The organism is Kitasatospora sp. NPDC048194 (assembly GCF_043202455.1).
In the GTDB taxonomy this organism is placed as follows: domain Bacteria; phylum Actinomycetota; class Actinomycetes; order Streptomycetales; family Streptomycetaceae; genus Kitasatospora.
Window position 1 is genome coordinate 139,406 of sequence record NZ_JBIDAK010000009.1, and the last position, 15,709, is coordinate 155,114.

A 15,709-nucleotide genomic window follows, 5' to 3' on the forward strand; every position below is an offset into this window, starting at 1 on the left:
CAAGCGGTTGCGCGCGGTCGCCGGATCACCGGGTCGACGGGTCGACGGGTGGAACGACCAGCCCGCGCTCAGTCCCACTCCAGGCCGCCGCGGCGCCAGACGTAGGCGTACGCGACGAAGACGGTGGCGATGAACAGGAGCATCTCGACCAACCCGAAGATCCCCAGGGCGTCGAAGGTCACCGCCCAGGGGTAGAGGAAGACGATCTCGATGTCGAAGACGATGAAGAGCATCGCCGTCAGGTAGTACTTGATCGGGAACCGACCGCCGCCCACGGGCTGCGGGGTCGGCTCGATGCCGCACTCGTACGCCTCCAGCTTGGCCCGGTTGTAGCGCTTGGGGCCGGTGAGAGAGGCCATCACGACGGAGCCGACCGCGAACGCCGCCGCGATGGCACCGAGTACGAGGATCGGCGCGTAGGCATTCATTGCCCCGCTCCCTCCGTCCAGTCGTCCTTGACTGCAGATCGGAACCGGCGGGTCACGCTCAGGTGAACCCGCGCCCCAGTTCCCGGGATCCGCCTCATGTGAGGCAGTTCACAAACCCTGGAGTGAGCGCATCCTATGCCCGTCGGCTTGTGATCTGCGACACGCAGTTCAACGGGATCTTTGTGATCTACGACACTCTGCTATTCGTGGCGAATGTGGACATGCCCAGAGTTGTCAACGCAAAGGAGTCAAATGGTCACAACCAGTCCCAACTCACTTTGAAGTGGCTGGTCAGTGGCGGGTTGCTATATCAACTAGAGGCGGGGGAAGGCAAATTTCCGGGCGTCATGTTGACGTGTTATAGTGGCTCACCCGCAGGGGTGGCGGGGGGCGGAACGTGTGCTTGACCCTTCGTTCACAAGGAGTGGGGACGGGGGGTGGGGGTGGGGATGGGGGTGGGGTTAGGCGTGAGGGCGGGCGCCGGCGGGGCGGGCCGGGTGTGAAGGGTGGGCCGGCCTGAGGAGTGCGGTCGTAGGGGGCGGGCGACGGCGGAGGCGGGCAGCGGTGGAGGCGGGCTGGCCTGGGCAGCCGAGGGGGGTCCCTTCCTGCCGCCCGCTCCGCCGACTCGGCCTCTTCGCCGCCGCTCGTGGCCGCCTCGCGCCGTCGCCTGCGGTTCTGCCAGCACCAGCAGCTCGGCCCTCCGCGCCGTCGCCCAGCCGTTTCGCCGCCGACGGGGGTGTCCACCGGAGGCGGGCCGTCGGCGGCGGGCCGTCGGCGGCGGGCCGTCGGAGGCGGGCCGTCGGTGCGGCTGCCGAGGGACGCCGTCGAGCGGTTTCACCCGTCGATCGAGGCCTTCCGTGACTACCGGTTTCCGGCGGCCTGCTCCCACACCCAGGCCGCGATGCCCACCCGGTTACGGGCGCCGAGCTTGCGCTGGATGCTGGCGAGGTGGTTCTTCACCGTCCCCGGTGAGATGAACAGCCCGGCGCCGATCTCGGCGTTGGTCGCGCCGTCCGCCACCTGCTCGGCGATCTCCCGTTCCCTTGCCGTCAGTTCCTCCACCGGCCCGGCTATCAGCGGGCCCTTCGCACCCGACCCGGAGCCCATCCCCGAGCCCATCCCGGAGCCCGACCCCGGCACTCGCTCCGCCGCCTGTTCCGCTCCCGGAAGCGCCATGTGCCGCAGCAGCCGCACGGTGACCTGCGGGCTGATCAACGCGTCCCCGGCCATCGCGGCTCGGATCGCCTCGATCAGCAGCACGGGCCCCGAGCGCTTCAGCAGGAACCCCGCCGCTCCGTAGCGCAGCGCAGCGTGCACGTACTCATCCAGGTCGAACGTGGTCACCACGATGACCTTGTGCTGCTCGGCCAGTTGCCGGGTGACCTCCAGGCCGTCGAGCTTCGGCATCCGGATGTCGGCGAGCACCACGTCCGGTCGCAGCCGCTTCGCCTCGGCCACCGCCGCGCTGCCGTCCGCTGCCTCGGCCACCACCGTGATGTCCGGCTGGGTGTCCAGGATCATCCGGAACGCACTGCGCACGTCCGCCTGGTCGTCCGCGATCAGGACTCGGACCGGTCCCGTGCTGCTGTTCATTTCTGCCCCTCCCCTGCCGTTGCGCCGACCGACAGCGGCTCCTGCGATCGACCCGGCGCGCCCGCGGCCGCGTTCAACGGCAACGCCGCCGTGACCCGCCAGCCCTCCCGCTCGTACGGACCAGCCTCCAACGAGCCACCCAGAGCTTCCGCCCGGGCTGCCAGCCCGGAGAGCCCGCTCCCCCCGCCCCGACGTGGGCGCCCTCCCGAGGCCGGGGCGCCGCCGTCATTGGTCACGGTCAACTCCAACCGCCCCCCGCTTCGGCGGACCCGCACCTCGACCGTCCGCGCGGTGGGCGCGTGCCGCCGGACATTGGTCAGGGACTCGACCACGATCCGATGGAGCGTGCCCTCCACCTCGCGGGGCACCGGCCCTTCGGGGAGCTTAACCCGCACCTCGGCGCCGCCCGCAGCGGTGAACCGCTCGGCCACCTCCACGAGTTCTGCCAGGCCGTGCTGAGGACTCCGGCCACCTGCCTCCTCGCTGCGCAGCAGCTGAACGGTGCGGTCCAAGGAGGCCAGCGCCCGCTGCCCGGCCTGCTCTATCCGCTCGAACATCTCGACCGCCCGAGCCGGGTCGAGGGAGGCCAGGTAGGCCCCCGCCTGGGCCTGGGCGACCATGCCGCTGACGTCGTGCGCCACGAAGTCGTGCAGGTCGTGTGCCAGTTCGAGCCGCTGGGCCCGACGGGCCTCGGCCACCGCCCTGGCCCTGCCGTCGTCCAGGCCCCGGAGGTAGAGCCCGATCAGCACGGTCGGCAGGCACAACATCGACCCGAAGCCGAAGAGCATGAACGCGTCGGCCGGCCCCTCGACAACCGTGAAGCGAGACGGCCAGAGGGCGACCGCTCCACTCGCGGTCCACGTCGCCACCGCGCACCTGGGGCCTTCCTCGGCGCGCAGGGTCAGGAGAACCGCCAGAAGCAGGGCGGCCACCTCGACCAGCCCGACCGCTCCGGACAGACGGTTCTCCTCCGTCCAGCGCCCGGCGCACCAGACGGTGACCGAGACCGCCACCGATACCGCCCCGAGAACGGTCGTCACTGCGGCCAAGCCGTAGCGCGCGCGGACCGCCCAAGCCGGCAGCAACAGAGCCGGCACCACCAGCCACAGCAGCTGAGTCATCGTCACCACCTTCGTCTCTCATCGACTGACGTCACATTACGTCGCGGTTCGGGTGCTGCGCCTGTGTCGATCGGCATATTCCACAGGCTGATTGAGCAGGGCTAACAGCCCGATCGGCACTGCCGCGGCTCCCCGGTGAACATCCAGTCTTGAGCCATCGCACCGGCCGAGGGGTCGGTCTGGTCCCGAGGGAGCACCCACCATGTCAAAGCTGATGATCAACGCCCGCAGCGCGGGGCACCGGAGCGGCTCGGCCGCCACCGGCCCCGTCGCCCCGGCAGGCTCTGCGCACCCGGCAGCCCTTGCTCCCGCGAACGTCCCGCCCGCCCCGCGCTGGGCCCGGTTCGCCGCCAAGGCCGCCGTCCTCACCACCATCCCCTCCGGGCTGTGGCGGATCGCGTTCGGCTTCGGCGTCCCGGTCGGCTTCAGCGGCGCGACGGCCGCGGCGTACGGCGAGCACCAGCCCGGGTGGGGCACCGTCTACTGCGTGGCACTGAGCGCCCTGGCCGAGTCCCTGGCGTTCCTGACCCTCGGCCTGGTCCGGCCCTGGGGGCAGGTGGCGCCCCGGTGGATCCCGCTGATCGGCGGCCGCCGGGTTCGGCCGCTCGCGGCGATCATCCCGGCGCTGCTGGGCTCGGCGATACTCACCTACCTCGGCATGAAGGGGCTGTCCGGGCGCTGGGCCGACAACTTGGCGGAGCCCGATTCGCCGCACGGTCTCGCCGGGGTGGTGATGACCATCGCCTATGCGCCACTTGTCGCCTGGGGTCCGCTGCTCGGCGCGGTCACCGTCGACTACGCCCGTCGCACCCTGCGGCGGCGCCGGTGACCACGACGACGGGTCACACCGGAGCCGACTCCCGCCGCGGCTCGCCGAGCCCGGAACCCGCACCGGCGCCCAGGACCGCAACGGCCCCTGTCTCGGCCGCTGGACCGGCCCCCGCCCCGTCCCCGCCCCCGGCCGGGCGAGACATCGGGGCGGCACGACGGCCCCACTCGGTCGCGACGAGCACCAAGGCCCCGCCGAGCAGGGCGAGTGGGCCCATCCGGTTCCCGGCCACGGTGATCCCGAAGACGGCGGCCCACAGTGGTTCGGTGCCGAGCAGCAAGCTCACCCGAGAGGGCGAGGTGGCCCTGACGGCCCACATCTGGACGAAGAAGGCGAACAGCGTGCAGAACAAGGACAGGTGGAGCAACCAGGCCCACTGGCCGACCCCGTACGAGCCCGCGAGGGTCCATGGCGCCGGCCCCACGGACAGCGCGACAACGGCGAACACACCGGTGGCCACGGCGAGTTGGATCCAAGTCACCGCGAGCATGTCGGAGTTCCGCAGTGCCCGGCAGCGGCCCATGGCGAGGACGTACGCGGAACGCACGAGGGCCGCCCCCAGCACCAGCACGTCGCCGAGCGAGGGAGCGCGCAGCCCGCCGTCCCCGGTGAGCAGGGCCACGCCGAGGACTGCCACTCCGGCGGCTGCCAGGAAGGCCCGCGGTGGCGCGGTCCGACCGAGGGCACTCTCCCCGAGCGGGGTGAGCACCATCGCGAGGCTGATGATCAGCCCAGCGTTGGTCGCGGAGGTGTGCACGGCGCCGTAGGTCTCCAGCAAGAAGATCCCGCTGAGCACCAGCCCCAATGCGGCGCCCCCGAGCCATTCCGCCCGGCTCAGCCGTCGCAGCGCCCGCCAGGCGGCTGCCCCTAGCAGCGGCAACACCAGCCCGAACCGCAGCACGAGCATCGCCACGACGGTTCCCGGGCCGGCCACCCGCTGGACGGCGAGGAAGCTCGACCCCCACACCACCGCCACGAGCAGCACCGGAAGATCACGAAGGACCGAGGAGGTCGATCTCTTGGACAGGGAGGCAGGCATGGCGAGGATCCCTCCGAGCGAACGGAACCGGCGGGCGCGAGTACCGTACGGCGTCGGACGGACCCAGGAGCCGGGCGGAAAGCCCGGCGGCGCATGGGGTACGGCGTGGAGCGAGGGTGCGGCGTGGAGCGAAGGCGCGCCATCATCGCGCACCGGACACCCCGTGATCAACGGCGTTCCGGACACTGGATGGTCCACTCGGTCCACCAGGCCCGAACTGCCCGGCCGGCCTGCCCAGATCTGTTCGGCCCACCCTCCCGGTCCGCCCCCTCCTGTCCACGCGGGTCACTCCGTCCGCACGGTCAGTCGTCGAGCAACCCGTTCGCCGCCGCAATCGCTTCGATGTCGGCCGGCGTGCCGGACATGATGACGCGGACGTGCTCGGTGACGAGTTCGACCGGCCAGTCCCACCAGGCCGCGCGGAGCAGCCGCTCGACGTCGGCATCGTCGAAGCGGCGCCGGATCGGTCGGGCAGGGTTGCCTCCGACGACGGTGTACGGCTCGACGTCAGCGGTGACCACCGCACCGGCAGCGACGATCGCACCGTCGCCGATCCTGACGCCCGGCAGGACAGTGGCCCCGAAGCCGAGCCAGACGTCGTTGCCGATCACGGTATCGCCCCGGGTGGGCAGACCCGTGACGAGGTCGAGGGTCCGTTCCGTCCAGCTGCCGCCGAACATCGTGAACGGGAAGGTGGAGACGCCGATGTCCGGGTGGGCGGCACCCGCCATCAGGAAGCGGGTCCCGGTGGCGATCGCGCAGTACTTGCCGATCACCAGCTGCTCGGGACCGTACGCGTAGAGGACGTTCCGCTCCTCGAAGCGAGTGGCACCCTCGGGGTCGTCGAAGTAGGTGTACTCACCGACCTCGATCCGCGGGTCGGTGACGAGCGACCGCAGCAGGACGACCCGGTCGTGGCCGGCGAGCGGGTGAAGGAGGGCGGGGTCGGGGATGGCAGTGGCGGTCATTCGGCTCCTCTCGTAATGCGACAGGAATCGCATTACGATCAGCATGGCATGACCGCCACCCCACAGCAAGAGTTAACGCGACTGGAGTCGACTTTGACCGAAGTGACCAACCCCGAGCAGCCACCCCGCACTCCCACCCCGCGCCCCGGTGGCCGCACCGCACGGGTCCGGGCGGACGTGGTCGCCGCCACGCTCGCCGAAGTCACCGAGAAGGGGTACGACGGCCTCACGGTCGAGGCGGTCGCCACCCGCGCCGGCGTCCACAAGGCGACCCTCTACCGGCGATGGGGCGGCGTGGACGGACTGGTCGCGGAGGCCCTGGCGTCCTCCGCCGACCAGCCCTGGCCGCTGCCCGACACCGGCGACTTCCGGCAGGACCTTCGCCGGATCACCGAGGAGGTGTTCAGCGTCTTCACCGATCCGGAGCTCGGCCCCACGCCGACCGCGCTGATCTCCGCCGCCCAGCGCTCCGACGTCGGCGCCGCCGCGCTACGCGCCTTCTTCGCCGCCCGCCACCGCCAAGCCGCCGAGGTGGCCGAACGGGCCGTCGCCCGCGGCGAGCTGCCCACCGGAACGGACGGCGACGAGGTCGTCCGGGCCGCGACCGCCCCGCTCTACTACCGCCTGTTCGTCACCGGCGAACCGCTCGACGCCCGCACCGCCGAGCGAGCCGCCGACGCCGCCGCCCTCGCCGCCCGCGCAGGACTGTTCGCTTCCCCTCCGGCCGAACCCGACGACCGCAACGACAGCGACGACCGCAACGACCGCAACGACCGCAACGACGGCGACGGCGACGAAAGCAGCCAGGCCTGAGCAACCACGACCGGCAGGACGACCGAGACGACCGGAGCAGGACAACCGACACCACAAGGACGACCGCAAAGACCTCACCGATCCGAGCGCCCCCACCCCGACCCGACCAACCCCGAGGGCCATTGACGCGCCATCACCCCGGCGCCACCACACCCGCCCCGGGCGTCCCGCCCCCTACCGCGGACCCACCCACCCGTGGATGATTCCTCCATGACAATCCAGCCGTCCACCACCCTTCGGAAGGCCCGTCACGTGAATCGCAAGCACTGGGCGCTGGTCGCCGCCGCCACCGTCCTCCCGCTCGCGGCGAGCACCGGCACCGCCGTCGCCGCGCCCTCGGACGCCCCCCCTGCTCCGAGCGCGGCCTGCACCTACACACCGGCCGTGCCGGCCGACAACTCCAAGGGCATCCCGGTCTTCGACGCCCGGAAAGCGGCTCAGCCGTACCGCGCGACGCTGAGGACCAACCAGGGGGCGATCACCTTCGAGGCCCTGACCGACAAGGCGCCCTGCACCACCTTCTCGTTCCGCTTCCTCGCCGAGCACGACTACTTCGACCGCACCCACTGCCACCGGCTCACCACCCAGCGGATCTACGTCCTGCAGTGCGGCGACCCGACCGGCACGGGCAGCGGCGGGCCCGGCTACTCCTTCCCGGACGAGAACCTCACCGGGGCCACCTATCCGGCCGGCACCGTGGCCATGGCCAATGCCGGTCCGAACACCAACGGCAGCCAGTTCTTCTTCGTCTGGAAGGACACCAAGCTGTCCCCCGCCTACACCCCGTTCGGCCGGATCACGGCCGGTCTGGACGTCCTGCAGAAGATCGCCGCCGCCGGCGAGGACGACCAGAACAACCCGGGCGACGGCTTCCCGAACGTCCCGGTGAACATCCGGCAAGTGAAGATCAGCAAGCGCTGACACCGGCGACGCTCGCCTCCCGTACGGTGACAGCAGCAACGACACCGCAGGGGAGCAGCACCGCATGGACAGCCGGATCTGGGAGAGCGTCGACCACCTGGTCGCATGGCTGGACGAACAGAGCACCCAGTCGCCGCAGGAGGAGCGCCTGCTGCGGCTGCTCAAGCTCTCCGAGGAGGTCGGTGAGGTGGGCGCGGCGGTGATCGGCGCCACCGGCCAGAACCCGCGCAAGGGCGTCACCCACACCTGGGAGGACGTCCAGCACGAGCTCTGTGACGTCGTCTTCAGTGCCCTGGTCGCGCTCCGCACGCTCACCCCGGACGCGTCCCGGGTGTTCGCCGAACGCCTCGCCTACGTCGAGCAACGCTCCGCCGCCGCCCGCCCCCTCCCGGAGAGTTCGGAACGGCGGGAGACGGCGGAGCAGCCGGAGACGGCGGAGCAGGCGCAGCCGACCCGAGGGGCGACCGATCCGGAATGACCGGGCCGCAAGACGGAAGCCCCGGCACAGCCCGGGTCGCCCGCGGCGGCCCGGTGCACGCCGCCACCCCGTAGCCCGCCCCTCAGCTTCTCAGCCCATGCCCCGACCCGGCTCCCCGGGCCCCGGGCCCCCGGCCCCAACCCCGGCCTCGGCCTCGGCCCTGCCCCGGCCCTGCCCCAACCCCGGGCCTTGCCCCGGCCCGGACCACGGCTCATCAGGCGTTGGGCGCGACCCGAGTCAGCCCGTTGATCACGCGGTCCATCGCGTCGCCGCCCTGGGGGTCGGTGAGGTTGGCGAGCAGCTTGAGGGTGAAGCGCATCAGCAGCGGTCGGGGCAGGCCGTGCTGGGCGGCCAGCTGCATGACCTTGGGGTTGCCGATGAGCTTCACGAAGGCGCGGCCCAGCGTGTAGTAGCCGCCGTACACGTCCTTGAGGATGCGCGGGTAGGCCTGGAGGGCGCGCTCGCGCCCCCCGGCGGTGACCCGGGCCAGGGCCTGGGTGATGACCCCGGCGGCGATCTGGCCGGATTCCATCGCGTAGGCGATGCCCTCGCCGTTGAACGGGTTGACCATGCCGCCCGCGTCGCCGACCAGCAGCAGGCCGCGGGTGTAGTGCGGCTGCCGGTTGAAGGCCATCGGCAGGGCGGCGCCGCGGATCGGGTCGGTCATGTTCTCGGGCGTGTAGCCCCACTCCTCGGGCATGCTCGCGCACCAGGCCTTGAGGACCTCGCGCCAGTCGAGTTCGCCGAACGCGGAGGAGGAGTTGAGGATGCCGAGGCCGACGTTGGAGGTGCCGTCGCCCATGCCGAACACCCAGCCGTAGCCGGGCAGCAGCTTGCGCTGGCCGTCGCGGGTGTCCCACAGCTCCAGCCAGGACTCCAGGTAGTCGTCGTCGTGGCGCGGCGAGTTGAAGTACGTGCGGTAGGCGACGCCCATCGGGCGGTCCTCGCGCCGGTGCAGGCCCATGGCCAGCGAGAGCCGGGTGGAGTTGCCGTCGGCGGCGACCACCAGGGGGGCGCGGAAGGTGACCGCTCGCTTCTCCTCGCCCAGCTTGGCGGTGACGCCGACGATCCGGCCGGTGCGGTCGTCGAGGACCGGCCCGCTCACGTTGCAGCGCTCGTAGAGCCGCGCGCCGGCCTTCTCGGCCTGGCGGGCCAGGAGTTCGTCGAAGTCGGCGCGCTTGCGGACCAGGCCGTAGTCGGGGAAGGAGGACAGTTCGGGCCAGTCCAGCTCCAGCCGGACGCCGCCGCCGATGATGCGCAGGCCCTTGTTGTGGAGCCAGCCGTTCTCGGTGGAGACGTCGATGCCCATGTCCACCAGTTGCTTGGTGGCGCGCGGGGTCAGCCCGTCGCCGCAGACCTTCTCGCGCGGGAAGGCGGTCTTCTCCAGCAGCAGCACGTCCAGCCCGGCCTGGGCCAGGTAGTACGCGGTCGTGGAGCCGGCCGGTCCGGCGCCCACCACGATGACGTCCGCGGTGCTCTCGACCGTGCTGTCCGGCTTCGTCAGATCGGCTGCGGTCTCGGACACGTGGACACACTCCTGGAGCTGCGGCGGGGGGACGGCGGCTTTTGTTCTCCGGCAGTCTAGTTCCGCTCACGCCGTCGGCGGCCCCCGCGCCCTGCCCCGCCGGGCTACGTGGTCTTGTAGCCCCGGTGCAGCGCCACGATCCCGCCCGTGAGGTTGCGCCAGGCGACCTTCGACCAGCCGCTCGTCTGCAGCTTGGCGGCCAGCGAGGGCTGGTCCGGCCAGACCCGGATGGATTCGGCGAGGTAGACGTACGCGTCCGGGTTGCTGCTGACGGCGGTCGCCACCGGCGGCAGCGCGCGCATCAGGTACTCGGTGTAGACCGTGCGGAAGGGCGTCCAGGTCGGCGTGGAGAACTCGCAGATCACCAGCTTGCCGCCGGGCTTGGTGACCCGGTGCATCTCGCGCAGCGCCGCCTCGGTGTCCTGGACGTTGCGCAGCGCGAAGGAGATCGTCACCGAGTCGAAGGTGTCGTCGGCGAACGGCAGCCGGGTGGCGTCGCCGGCTGTGAGCGGCAGCTCGGGGTGGCGGCGCTTGCCCTCGGTGAGCATGCCGACCGAGAAGTCGCACGGGACGACCGTGGCCCCGGCGTCGGCGAAGGGCAGCGAGGAGGTGCCGGTGCCGGCCCCGAGGTCGAGTACGAGGTCCCCCGGTCCGGCGGCCACCGCCTCGGCCACCGCCCGGCGCCAGGCGCGGGCCTGGCCGAGGGAGAGCACGTCGTTGGTGAGGTCGTACTTGGCCGCGACGTCGTCGAACATGGCGGCGACTTCGTGCGGCTGCTTGTCCAGAGAGGCTCGGGTCACGGACCCATTGTTCACCCTGGAACGGACGCGCCGGTCAACGGGGCGCACCGGTCGCCGTCCGGCGGCGTCAGTACACCCCGCCTCGGCCGCCCGCGCGCCGCCCGGCGGCGTCAGTGCACCCCGCCTCGGCCGCCCGAACGCCGCCCGACGGGGTCAGTGCACCCCGCGTCGGCCGGCCGCACGCCGCCGGCGGCGGGAGCGCTTGCCGTGGGTGATCGCGGGCATCCCGTCGGCCAGCGCCTCGGCGGCCAGCGCGAGGTTGGCGGTGAGACGGCCCTGCCCGTTGCGGACCGCGACGGTCCTCCGGTGCCGGCGGATGCGCAGCACGCAGATCGCGAAGAGCACCACGGCCACCGGCACGCTGAACCGGGCCAGCCCGACGCCGACCGGCTGAGGGTAGGTGTCGCCGCAGATCCGTACGGCTCCGGGGTCGTCGGCGGCGTGCTCCAGGCAGATCGTGTCGCCGATTCTGGCGCCGTCGGCCAGCGGCAGCGCGGCAGCGGTGTGCGGCTGGCCGCTCACCTTGTAGGTGACCGCGCTGTAGGTGCCGCCGCCGGTGGGCAGCTGGGTGACGACGCCTTCGACTCTCACCGGGTGTGCCCCGATCCGGTCCGCCTGGTCGGCCTGACGCCAACCGAGCAGGCACATGCCGACGGCCAGCACTGCGCTGAGCACGGCGGCGAGGTACCAACCACGGCCCAACCGCGGGGTGCGCGGCGGGGGAACGGTCGCGGTTCGCATGGTTCCTGTCCTGGCTTGCCTCCGGGGCCCGCCTGTGGCGCGGCCCCGCCGCCCGCGGGCACGGGCGGTGGTGTGGTGAGGGTACGGAGTGAGCTGTCCGGGATCGTATCCGCTGGCGGGCCCTCAGGTCACGGCGAAGGGGCAATCACCCCCCGGGGTGAGTACCGGAGTTCGGGTGCACACGAAGCAAGTGCCTTGCGCAGCAGGGCGATCCGCCTACTGACGAGTACGTCATACCGGTTGGCTCCCGCCGTCCGTCACCGTCGGCGGTACACCAACCGCCCGCCCAGGACGGTCGCCAGACAGCCGCCCGCCCGCGGCCCGGAGTTCCCCTCTTCGTCAACGGCGGAACCTCCGGAGGCCTCCTGGACCTCCGCCTCACGGACCTCCGGAAGCCCCGAAACCTCCGGAAGCCCCGAAACCTCCGGAAACTCCGAAACCTCCGAAACCCCCTGGGCCTCATGGACCTCACGAACCCCGGCCCCACGAACCTCCCCAGCCTCCTGGAGCTCGAAGACCGCGAAGTCCGCCCGCCCGCCGGCCGTCACCCGCCCGTACACGGCCCGCCCCAGCGGCAGCACCGCCAGCGGATCCAAGGGCGCCGCCCCGGCCACCGCGCCCCCCGACGGCTCCCCCGCACCCGCCCCGGCCACCGCGCCCCCCGACGGCTCCCCCGCACCCGCCCCGGCCACCGCGACGCCCGACGGCTCCCCCGCACCCGCCCCCGCCGAAGGCTCCCCCGCCCCCGCCGAAGGCTCCCCCGCCGTCGCCCGCAGCCCCGAACGCGCGACCGCCGCCCGCACCGACGGCCGCTCGAAGGGCCCGGCCACCGCCGTCACCCCGTAGCCGAGCATCCGCTGGAGCCCCCGTCGTGCGCTCGCCCCGCAGCGGGTCTCGTCGGCACAGCCGGCCAAGCCGTCCGCGAGCGGTTCGACGCCGATCTCCTCCCGCGGGTCCGGGTGGTAGTCGCGCTCCAACGCCCGCTGCCCGTAGGGGTTGCGCAGCCCGGGCGTGAGCACCGCCCGTCCCCAGTCCCGGACCCGCGCCGCCGGGTGCGCAGCCGCCAGCTCGGGGTAGGGCCCGACGGCCTCGACGTGCTCGCCGCGCACCACCACCGCCCCGTCGGCGAAGGACGGGGCGGTGGGGTCGGCCGGGTCGGGCAGCACCAGGGCCGCCCGGTGGAGGGTCAGCACCGGTCCGGACTCAGTTGTCCAGGATCTTCAGCTCGGGGTGGGCGGTGCCGCCCTCGATCGCCGTGGAGGCGATGTGCGAGGCGACCCGCGGGTCGACCGGGTCGTTCGCCGGGTCGTCCAGCACCCGCAGGTGCTCGTACGTGGTCGAGCGCTGCGCGGGGACGCGGTCGGCGGCCCGGATCAGGTGGATCAGCTCGGTGAGGTTGGAGCGGTGCTTGGCACCGGCCGCCGAGACGACGTTCTCCTCCAGCATGACCGAGCCGAGGTCGTCCGCGCCGTAGTGCAGCGACAGCTGGCCCGCCTCCTTGCCGGTGGTGAGCCAGGAGCCCTGGATGTGGGCGACGTTGTCGAGGAACAGGCGGGCGATCGCGATCATCCGCAGGTACTCGAAGACGGTGGCCTGGGTCGAGCCCTTGAGGTGGTTGTTCTGCGGCTGGTAGGTGTACGGGATGAAGGCCCGGAAGCCGCCGGTGCGGTCCTGCACCTCGCGGATCATCCGCAGGTGCTCGATCCGTTCGGCGTTGGTCTCGCCGGTGCCCATCAGCATGGTGGAGGTGGATTCGACGCCGAGGCCGTGGGCGATCTCCATGATCTCCAGCCAGCGCTCGCCGGACTCCTTCAGCGGGGCGATCGCCTTGCGCGGCCGCTCCGGCAGCAGTTCCGCGCCGGCGCCGGCGAAGGAGTCCAGGCCCGCCTTGTGGATCCGGGTGATCGCCTCCTCGACGGAGACGTCCGAGATCCGGGACATGTGCTCGACCTCGGAGGCGCCCAGCGAGTGGATCACCAGCTGCGGGAACTCGGCCTTGATCGCCGAGAACGCGCGCTCGTAGTACTCCACGCCGTAGTCCGGGTGGTGGCCGCCCTGGAACATGATCTGGGTGCCGCCGAGTTCGACGGTCTCGGCGCAGCGGCGCAGGATCTCGTCGAGCTCGCGGGACCAGCCCTTGTCGCTCTTCGGCGGCACGTAGAAGGCGCAGAACTTGCACGCCGTCACGCAGACGTTGGTGTAGTTGATGTTGCGCTCGATGATGTACGTCGCGATGTGCTCGGTACCGGCGTAGCGACGGCGGCGCACGGCGTCGGCGGCGGAGCCGAGCGCGTGCAGCGGCGCCGAGCGGTAGAGCTCCAACGCCTCCTCCGGAGTGATCCGGCCACCGCCGGCGGCCCGGTCGAGCACGGCCTGCAGGTCGGTGCTGGACGCATCGAGGGTGGTCGCTGCGAGCTCGGTCACCTGGCGGCCTTCTCTCTCTCAAGTGCTACGGGGGTACGGCCGAACCAGCCTACGCCAGGCCTTTCGGACACCCTCAGCCCGCCGTCCCGTTCACCTTGTGCATCGTCCCGACGGGGTTCCCGGCGGCCGGGTCGGCGGAGCTGAACCTGATCGTCCCGTCGGCCTGGAGGGTGAGCGTCTCGGTCTCGGCGCCTCCGGTGCAGGTGCCGGGGAGCGAGGAGCGCACCAGCCGCGACTGGAAGACCAGCTTGGTGTCGGAGACCGACCTGAGCGTCCAGGCGCCCTCGCAGCTGATCGACACCAGGCCGGTGACGGCGTTGCGGCTGGTGGTGGCCTCCTGGCCGATCGCGGCCGGACGGACGGTGAGGGTGGTGGTGCCGCCGGGCAGTCCCTTGTCGGTGACCATGTCCCCGGTCCAGGTGCCCAGGAAGGCGGCCGGCACCGCGTTCGGTCCGCCGGTCGCGGCCGCCGACGGCGACGCGGAGGGGGCCTGGCCCGTCGACGGTGCTGCCGACCGGGACGCCGAGGCACCGTCCGTGCCGCCCGGCACGAAGGCCCCGGGCGAGGCGATCGCGTCGCTCGGGTCGATCGACGGGACGGGCAGCGGCCCCACGGCCGGAACCACCGGATCGTCCCGGTGCCATTGCTCGTAGAGTCCGTACCCCACGCCCGCGAGCACCGCGGCCGCCAGCACGGCCGCCGTGGTGAGCCGGGCCGGTCGCCGCCACCACGCCTTCTCCGGTGCCGGCTGACCGAACCCGCCCGGCGGGTAGTAGCCGGCCGGCATGGTCGGCGTCGGCACCACCTCGGCCCCGTCCGCGCCCCCGGCGCCCGGCCCGCCACGCACGCCCCCGGCAACGCCCACGCTCCCAGCGCCGGCCTCCGCAACCCCCCTGCTGTTCTCCGCGCCCTTCCTGTTCTCCCCGCTCCCCCCGCTCCCCCCGCTCCCCCTGCTCCCCCCGCTCCCCCTGCTCTCCCCGTTCCCCTTGCTCTCCCCGCTCCCCCTGCTCTCCCCGCCTCCCGCGGCTTCCGCCGGCTCGTCCTCCAGGTCCAGCAGTTCCACCGCGCTGCGCCCCACCCCGGCCGCGAGCGCCGACGGCAGGAAACCCCACAGCCGGGCGGTGCCCGCGCCGTCCGGGTCGAGCCGGGCCGCCAGCTGGGCGGGCGTGGGCCGGGCAGTCGGGTCCTTGGCCAGGCAGTCGAGGATGATCGTCCGCAGCGGCTCGGCGGCCCCGGTCACGTCCGGTTCCTCGTGGAGCACCCGGTACAGCAGGACGGCCGCGCTGACCCCCTCGCCGAAGGGGTGCACGCCGGTGGCGGCGAAGGCCAGCACGGCACCGAGCGAGAAGACGTCCCCGGCCGGACCGACCTGTCGCCCGTTCGCCTGCTCCGGCGACATGAAGCCGGGTGAACCCACCACATAACCCGATCGAGTGAAACCGCTGGTCGCATCCAGCGCCCGGGCGATCCCGAAGTCGATGAGTCGCGGCCCGTCCAGGGTCAGCAGGACGTTCGACGGCTTGACGTCGCGGTGCACCAGGCCGAGCCCGTGCACGTGGGCGAGTGCCTCGGCGAGCCCGACCCCGAGGCCGCGGACGGCCGGGTCGGGCAGCGGCCCGTACTGCTGGACGGCGGCGGTGAGCGAGGGACCGGCGACGTAGCCGGTGGCGCCCCAGGGCCGCTCGCCTTCGGTGTCGGCGTCCAGGACGGGCGCCGTCCAGCTGCCGCCGACCCGCCGGGCGGCGGCCACCTCCTGCCGGAACCGGGCGCGGAACTCGGCGTCGTCCGCCAGCTCGGGACGCACCACCTTGACGGCGACGGTGCGCCCGCCGGCCGTCCGGCCGAGGTAGACCCGGCCCATACCGCCCGAACCGAGCCGCCGCAGCAGCCGGTACGCGCCCACCTGACGCGGGTCGTCCGACCCCAGTGCCCGCATGCCCCGCACGCTCCCCTCGCCCTCGCCCTCACCCCCGGACGCGCGCCCCCAAGGCGGTCCCGGCCGCGTGCGCCGCCTCCGGCGCACCCGGGG

15 protein-coding genes are annotated in these 15,709 nt (G+C 72.6%); 4 read left to right on the forward strand and 11 right to left on the reverse strand.

Going from position 1 to position 15,709, the window contains the following annotated elements; all coding sequences use genetic code 11:
• Positions 1 to 68 precede the first annotated feature (68 nt).
• From ACGF07_RS14235 to ACGF07_RS14245, 3 genes are all read right to left on the reverse strand, one after another.
• Entirely contained in the window at positions 69 to 428 is a 360-nt protein-coding gene (locus tag ACGF07_RS14235) for an NADH-quinone oxidoreductase subunit A (RefSeq protein ID WP_030060100.1), read from the reverse strand.
• Between the two features lie 861 nt (positions 429 to 1,289).
• Positions 1,290 to 2,021 carry a response regulator gene (locus tag ACGF07_RS14240; RefSeq protein ID WP_392898450.1) on the reverse strand — a complete coding sequence of 244 codons (732 nt, stop codon included), beginning with the start codon at positions 2,019 to 2,021 and terminating at the stop codon, positions 1,290 to 1,292.
• Positions 2,018 to 3,142: a sensor histidine kinase gene (locus ACGF07_RS14245; RefSeq protein ID WP_392898453.1), complete on the reverse strand. Its 1,125-nt coding sequence runs from the start codon at positions 3,140 to 3,142 to the stop codon at positions 2,018 to 2,020. Before ACGF07_RS14245 ends, ACGF07_RS14240 begins: the two co-directional genes overlap by 4 nt.
• 202 nt (positions 3,143 to 3,344) lie before the next feature.
• On the opposite strand from ACGF07_RS14245, the gene ACGF07_RS14250 reads away from it, so the two are divergent.
• The gene (locus ACGF07_RS14250) at positions 3,345 to 3,971 is read left to right on the forward strand and encodes a hypothetical protein (RefSeq protein ID WP_392898455.1); all 627 of its coding nucleotides are present in this window, start codon (positions 3,345 to 3,347) and stop codon (positions 3,969 to 3,971) included.
• A gap of 13 nt (positions 3,972 to 3,984) precedes the next feature.
• Here the strand turns inward: ACGF07_RS14250 and ACGF07_RS14255 are convergent, their stop codons facing one another.
• Entirely contained in the window at positions 3,985 to 5,010 is a 1,026-nt protein-coding gene (locus tag ACGF07_RS14255; RefSeq protein ID WP_392898458.1) for a DMT family transporter, read from the reverse strand.
• Between the two features lie 302 nt (positions 5,011 to 5,312).
• Positions 5,313 to 5,978, reverse strand: a complete 666-nt coding sequence (locus ACGF07_RS14260) for a CatB-related O-acetyltransferase (protein ID WP_392898461.1) — start codon at positions 5,976 to 5,978, stop codon at positions 5,313 to 5,315.
• A 48-nt stretch (positions 5,979 to 6,026) separates the two neighbouring features.
• Between ACGF07_RS14260 and ACGF07_RS14265 the strand changes: the two genes are divergently transcribed.
• The 3 genes from ACGF07_RS14265 to ACGF07_RS14275 all read left to right on the forward strand — a co-directional run bounded on the left by ACGF07_RS14265 (position 6,027) and on the right by ACGF07_RS14275 (position 8,190).
• The gene (locus ACGF07_RS14265; protein ID WP_392898464.1) at positions 6,027 to 6,791 is read left to right on the forward strand and encodes a TetR/AcrR family transcriptional regulator; all 765 of its coding nucleotides are present in this window, start codon (positions 6,027 to 6,029) and stop codon (positions 6,789 to 6,791) included.
• 210 nt (positions 6,792 to 7,001) lie between these two features.
• Positions 7,002 to 7,712: a peptidylprolyl isomerase gene (locus ACGF07_RS14270; protein WP_392898466.1), complete on the forward strand. Its 711-nt coding sequence runs from the start codon at positions 7,002 to 7,004 to the stop codon at positions 7,710 to 7,712.
• A 64-nt stretch (positions 7,713 to 7,776) separates the two neighbouring features.
• Entirely contained in the window at positions 7,777 to 8,190 is a 414-nt protein-coding gene (locus ACGF07_RS14275; RefSeq protein ID WP_392898469.1) for a MazG-like family protein, read from the forward strand.
• 214 nt (positions 8,191 to 8,404) lie between these two features.
• Here ACGF07_RS14275 and ACGF07_RS14280 read toward each other — a convergent pair whose 3' ends face one another.
• The 6 genes from ACGF07_RS14280 to ACGF07_RS14305 form a co-directional block, all read right to left on the reverse strand.
• Positions 8,405 to 9,715: a geranylgeranyl reductase family protein gene (locus ACGF07_RS14280; RefSeq protein WP_392898471.1), complete on the reverse strand. Its 1,311-nt coding sequence runs from the start codon at positions 9,713 to 9,715 to the stop codon at positions 8,405 to 8,407.
• Between the two features lie 104 nt (positions 9,716 to 9,819).
• On the reverse strand, positions 9,820 to 10,515 hold the full coding sequence (locus ACGF07_RS14285; RefSeq protein WP_350740260.1) for a demethylmenaquinone methyltransferase: 696 nt from the start codon (positions 10,513 to 10,515) through the stop codon (positions 9,820 to 9,822).
• 153 nt (positions 10,516 to 10,668) lie between these two features.
• A complete protein-coding gene (locus ACGF07_RS14290; protein WP_350740263.1) occupies positions 10,669 to 11,256 on the reverse strand; it encodes a hypothetical protein in 588 nt (195 codons plus the stop codon).
• A 257-nt stretch (positions 11,257 to 11,513) separates the two neighbouring features.
• Positions 11,514 to 12,449: a hypothetical protein gene (locus ACGF07_RS14295; protein ID WP_392898474.1), complete on the reverse strand. Its 936-nt coding sequence runs from the start codon at positions 12,447 to 12,449 to the stop codon at positions 11,514 to 11,516.
• A gap of 10 nt (positions 12,450 to 12,459) precedes the next feature.
• Entirely contained in the window at positions 12,460 to 13,680 is a 1,221-nt protein-coding gene (mqnC, locus tag ACGF07_RS14300; protein WP_350740274.1) for a cyclic dehypoxanthinyl futalosine synthase, read from the reverse strand.
• A gap of 73 nt (positions 13,681 to 13,753) precedes the next feature.
• A complete protein-coding gene (locus ACGF07_RS14305; protein ID WP_392898477.1) occupies positions 13,754 to 15,616 on the reverse strand; it encodes a serine/threonine-protein kinase in 1,863 nt (620 codons plus the stop codon).
• Positions 15,617 to 15,709: the final 93 nt, after the last annotated feature.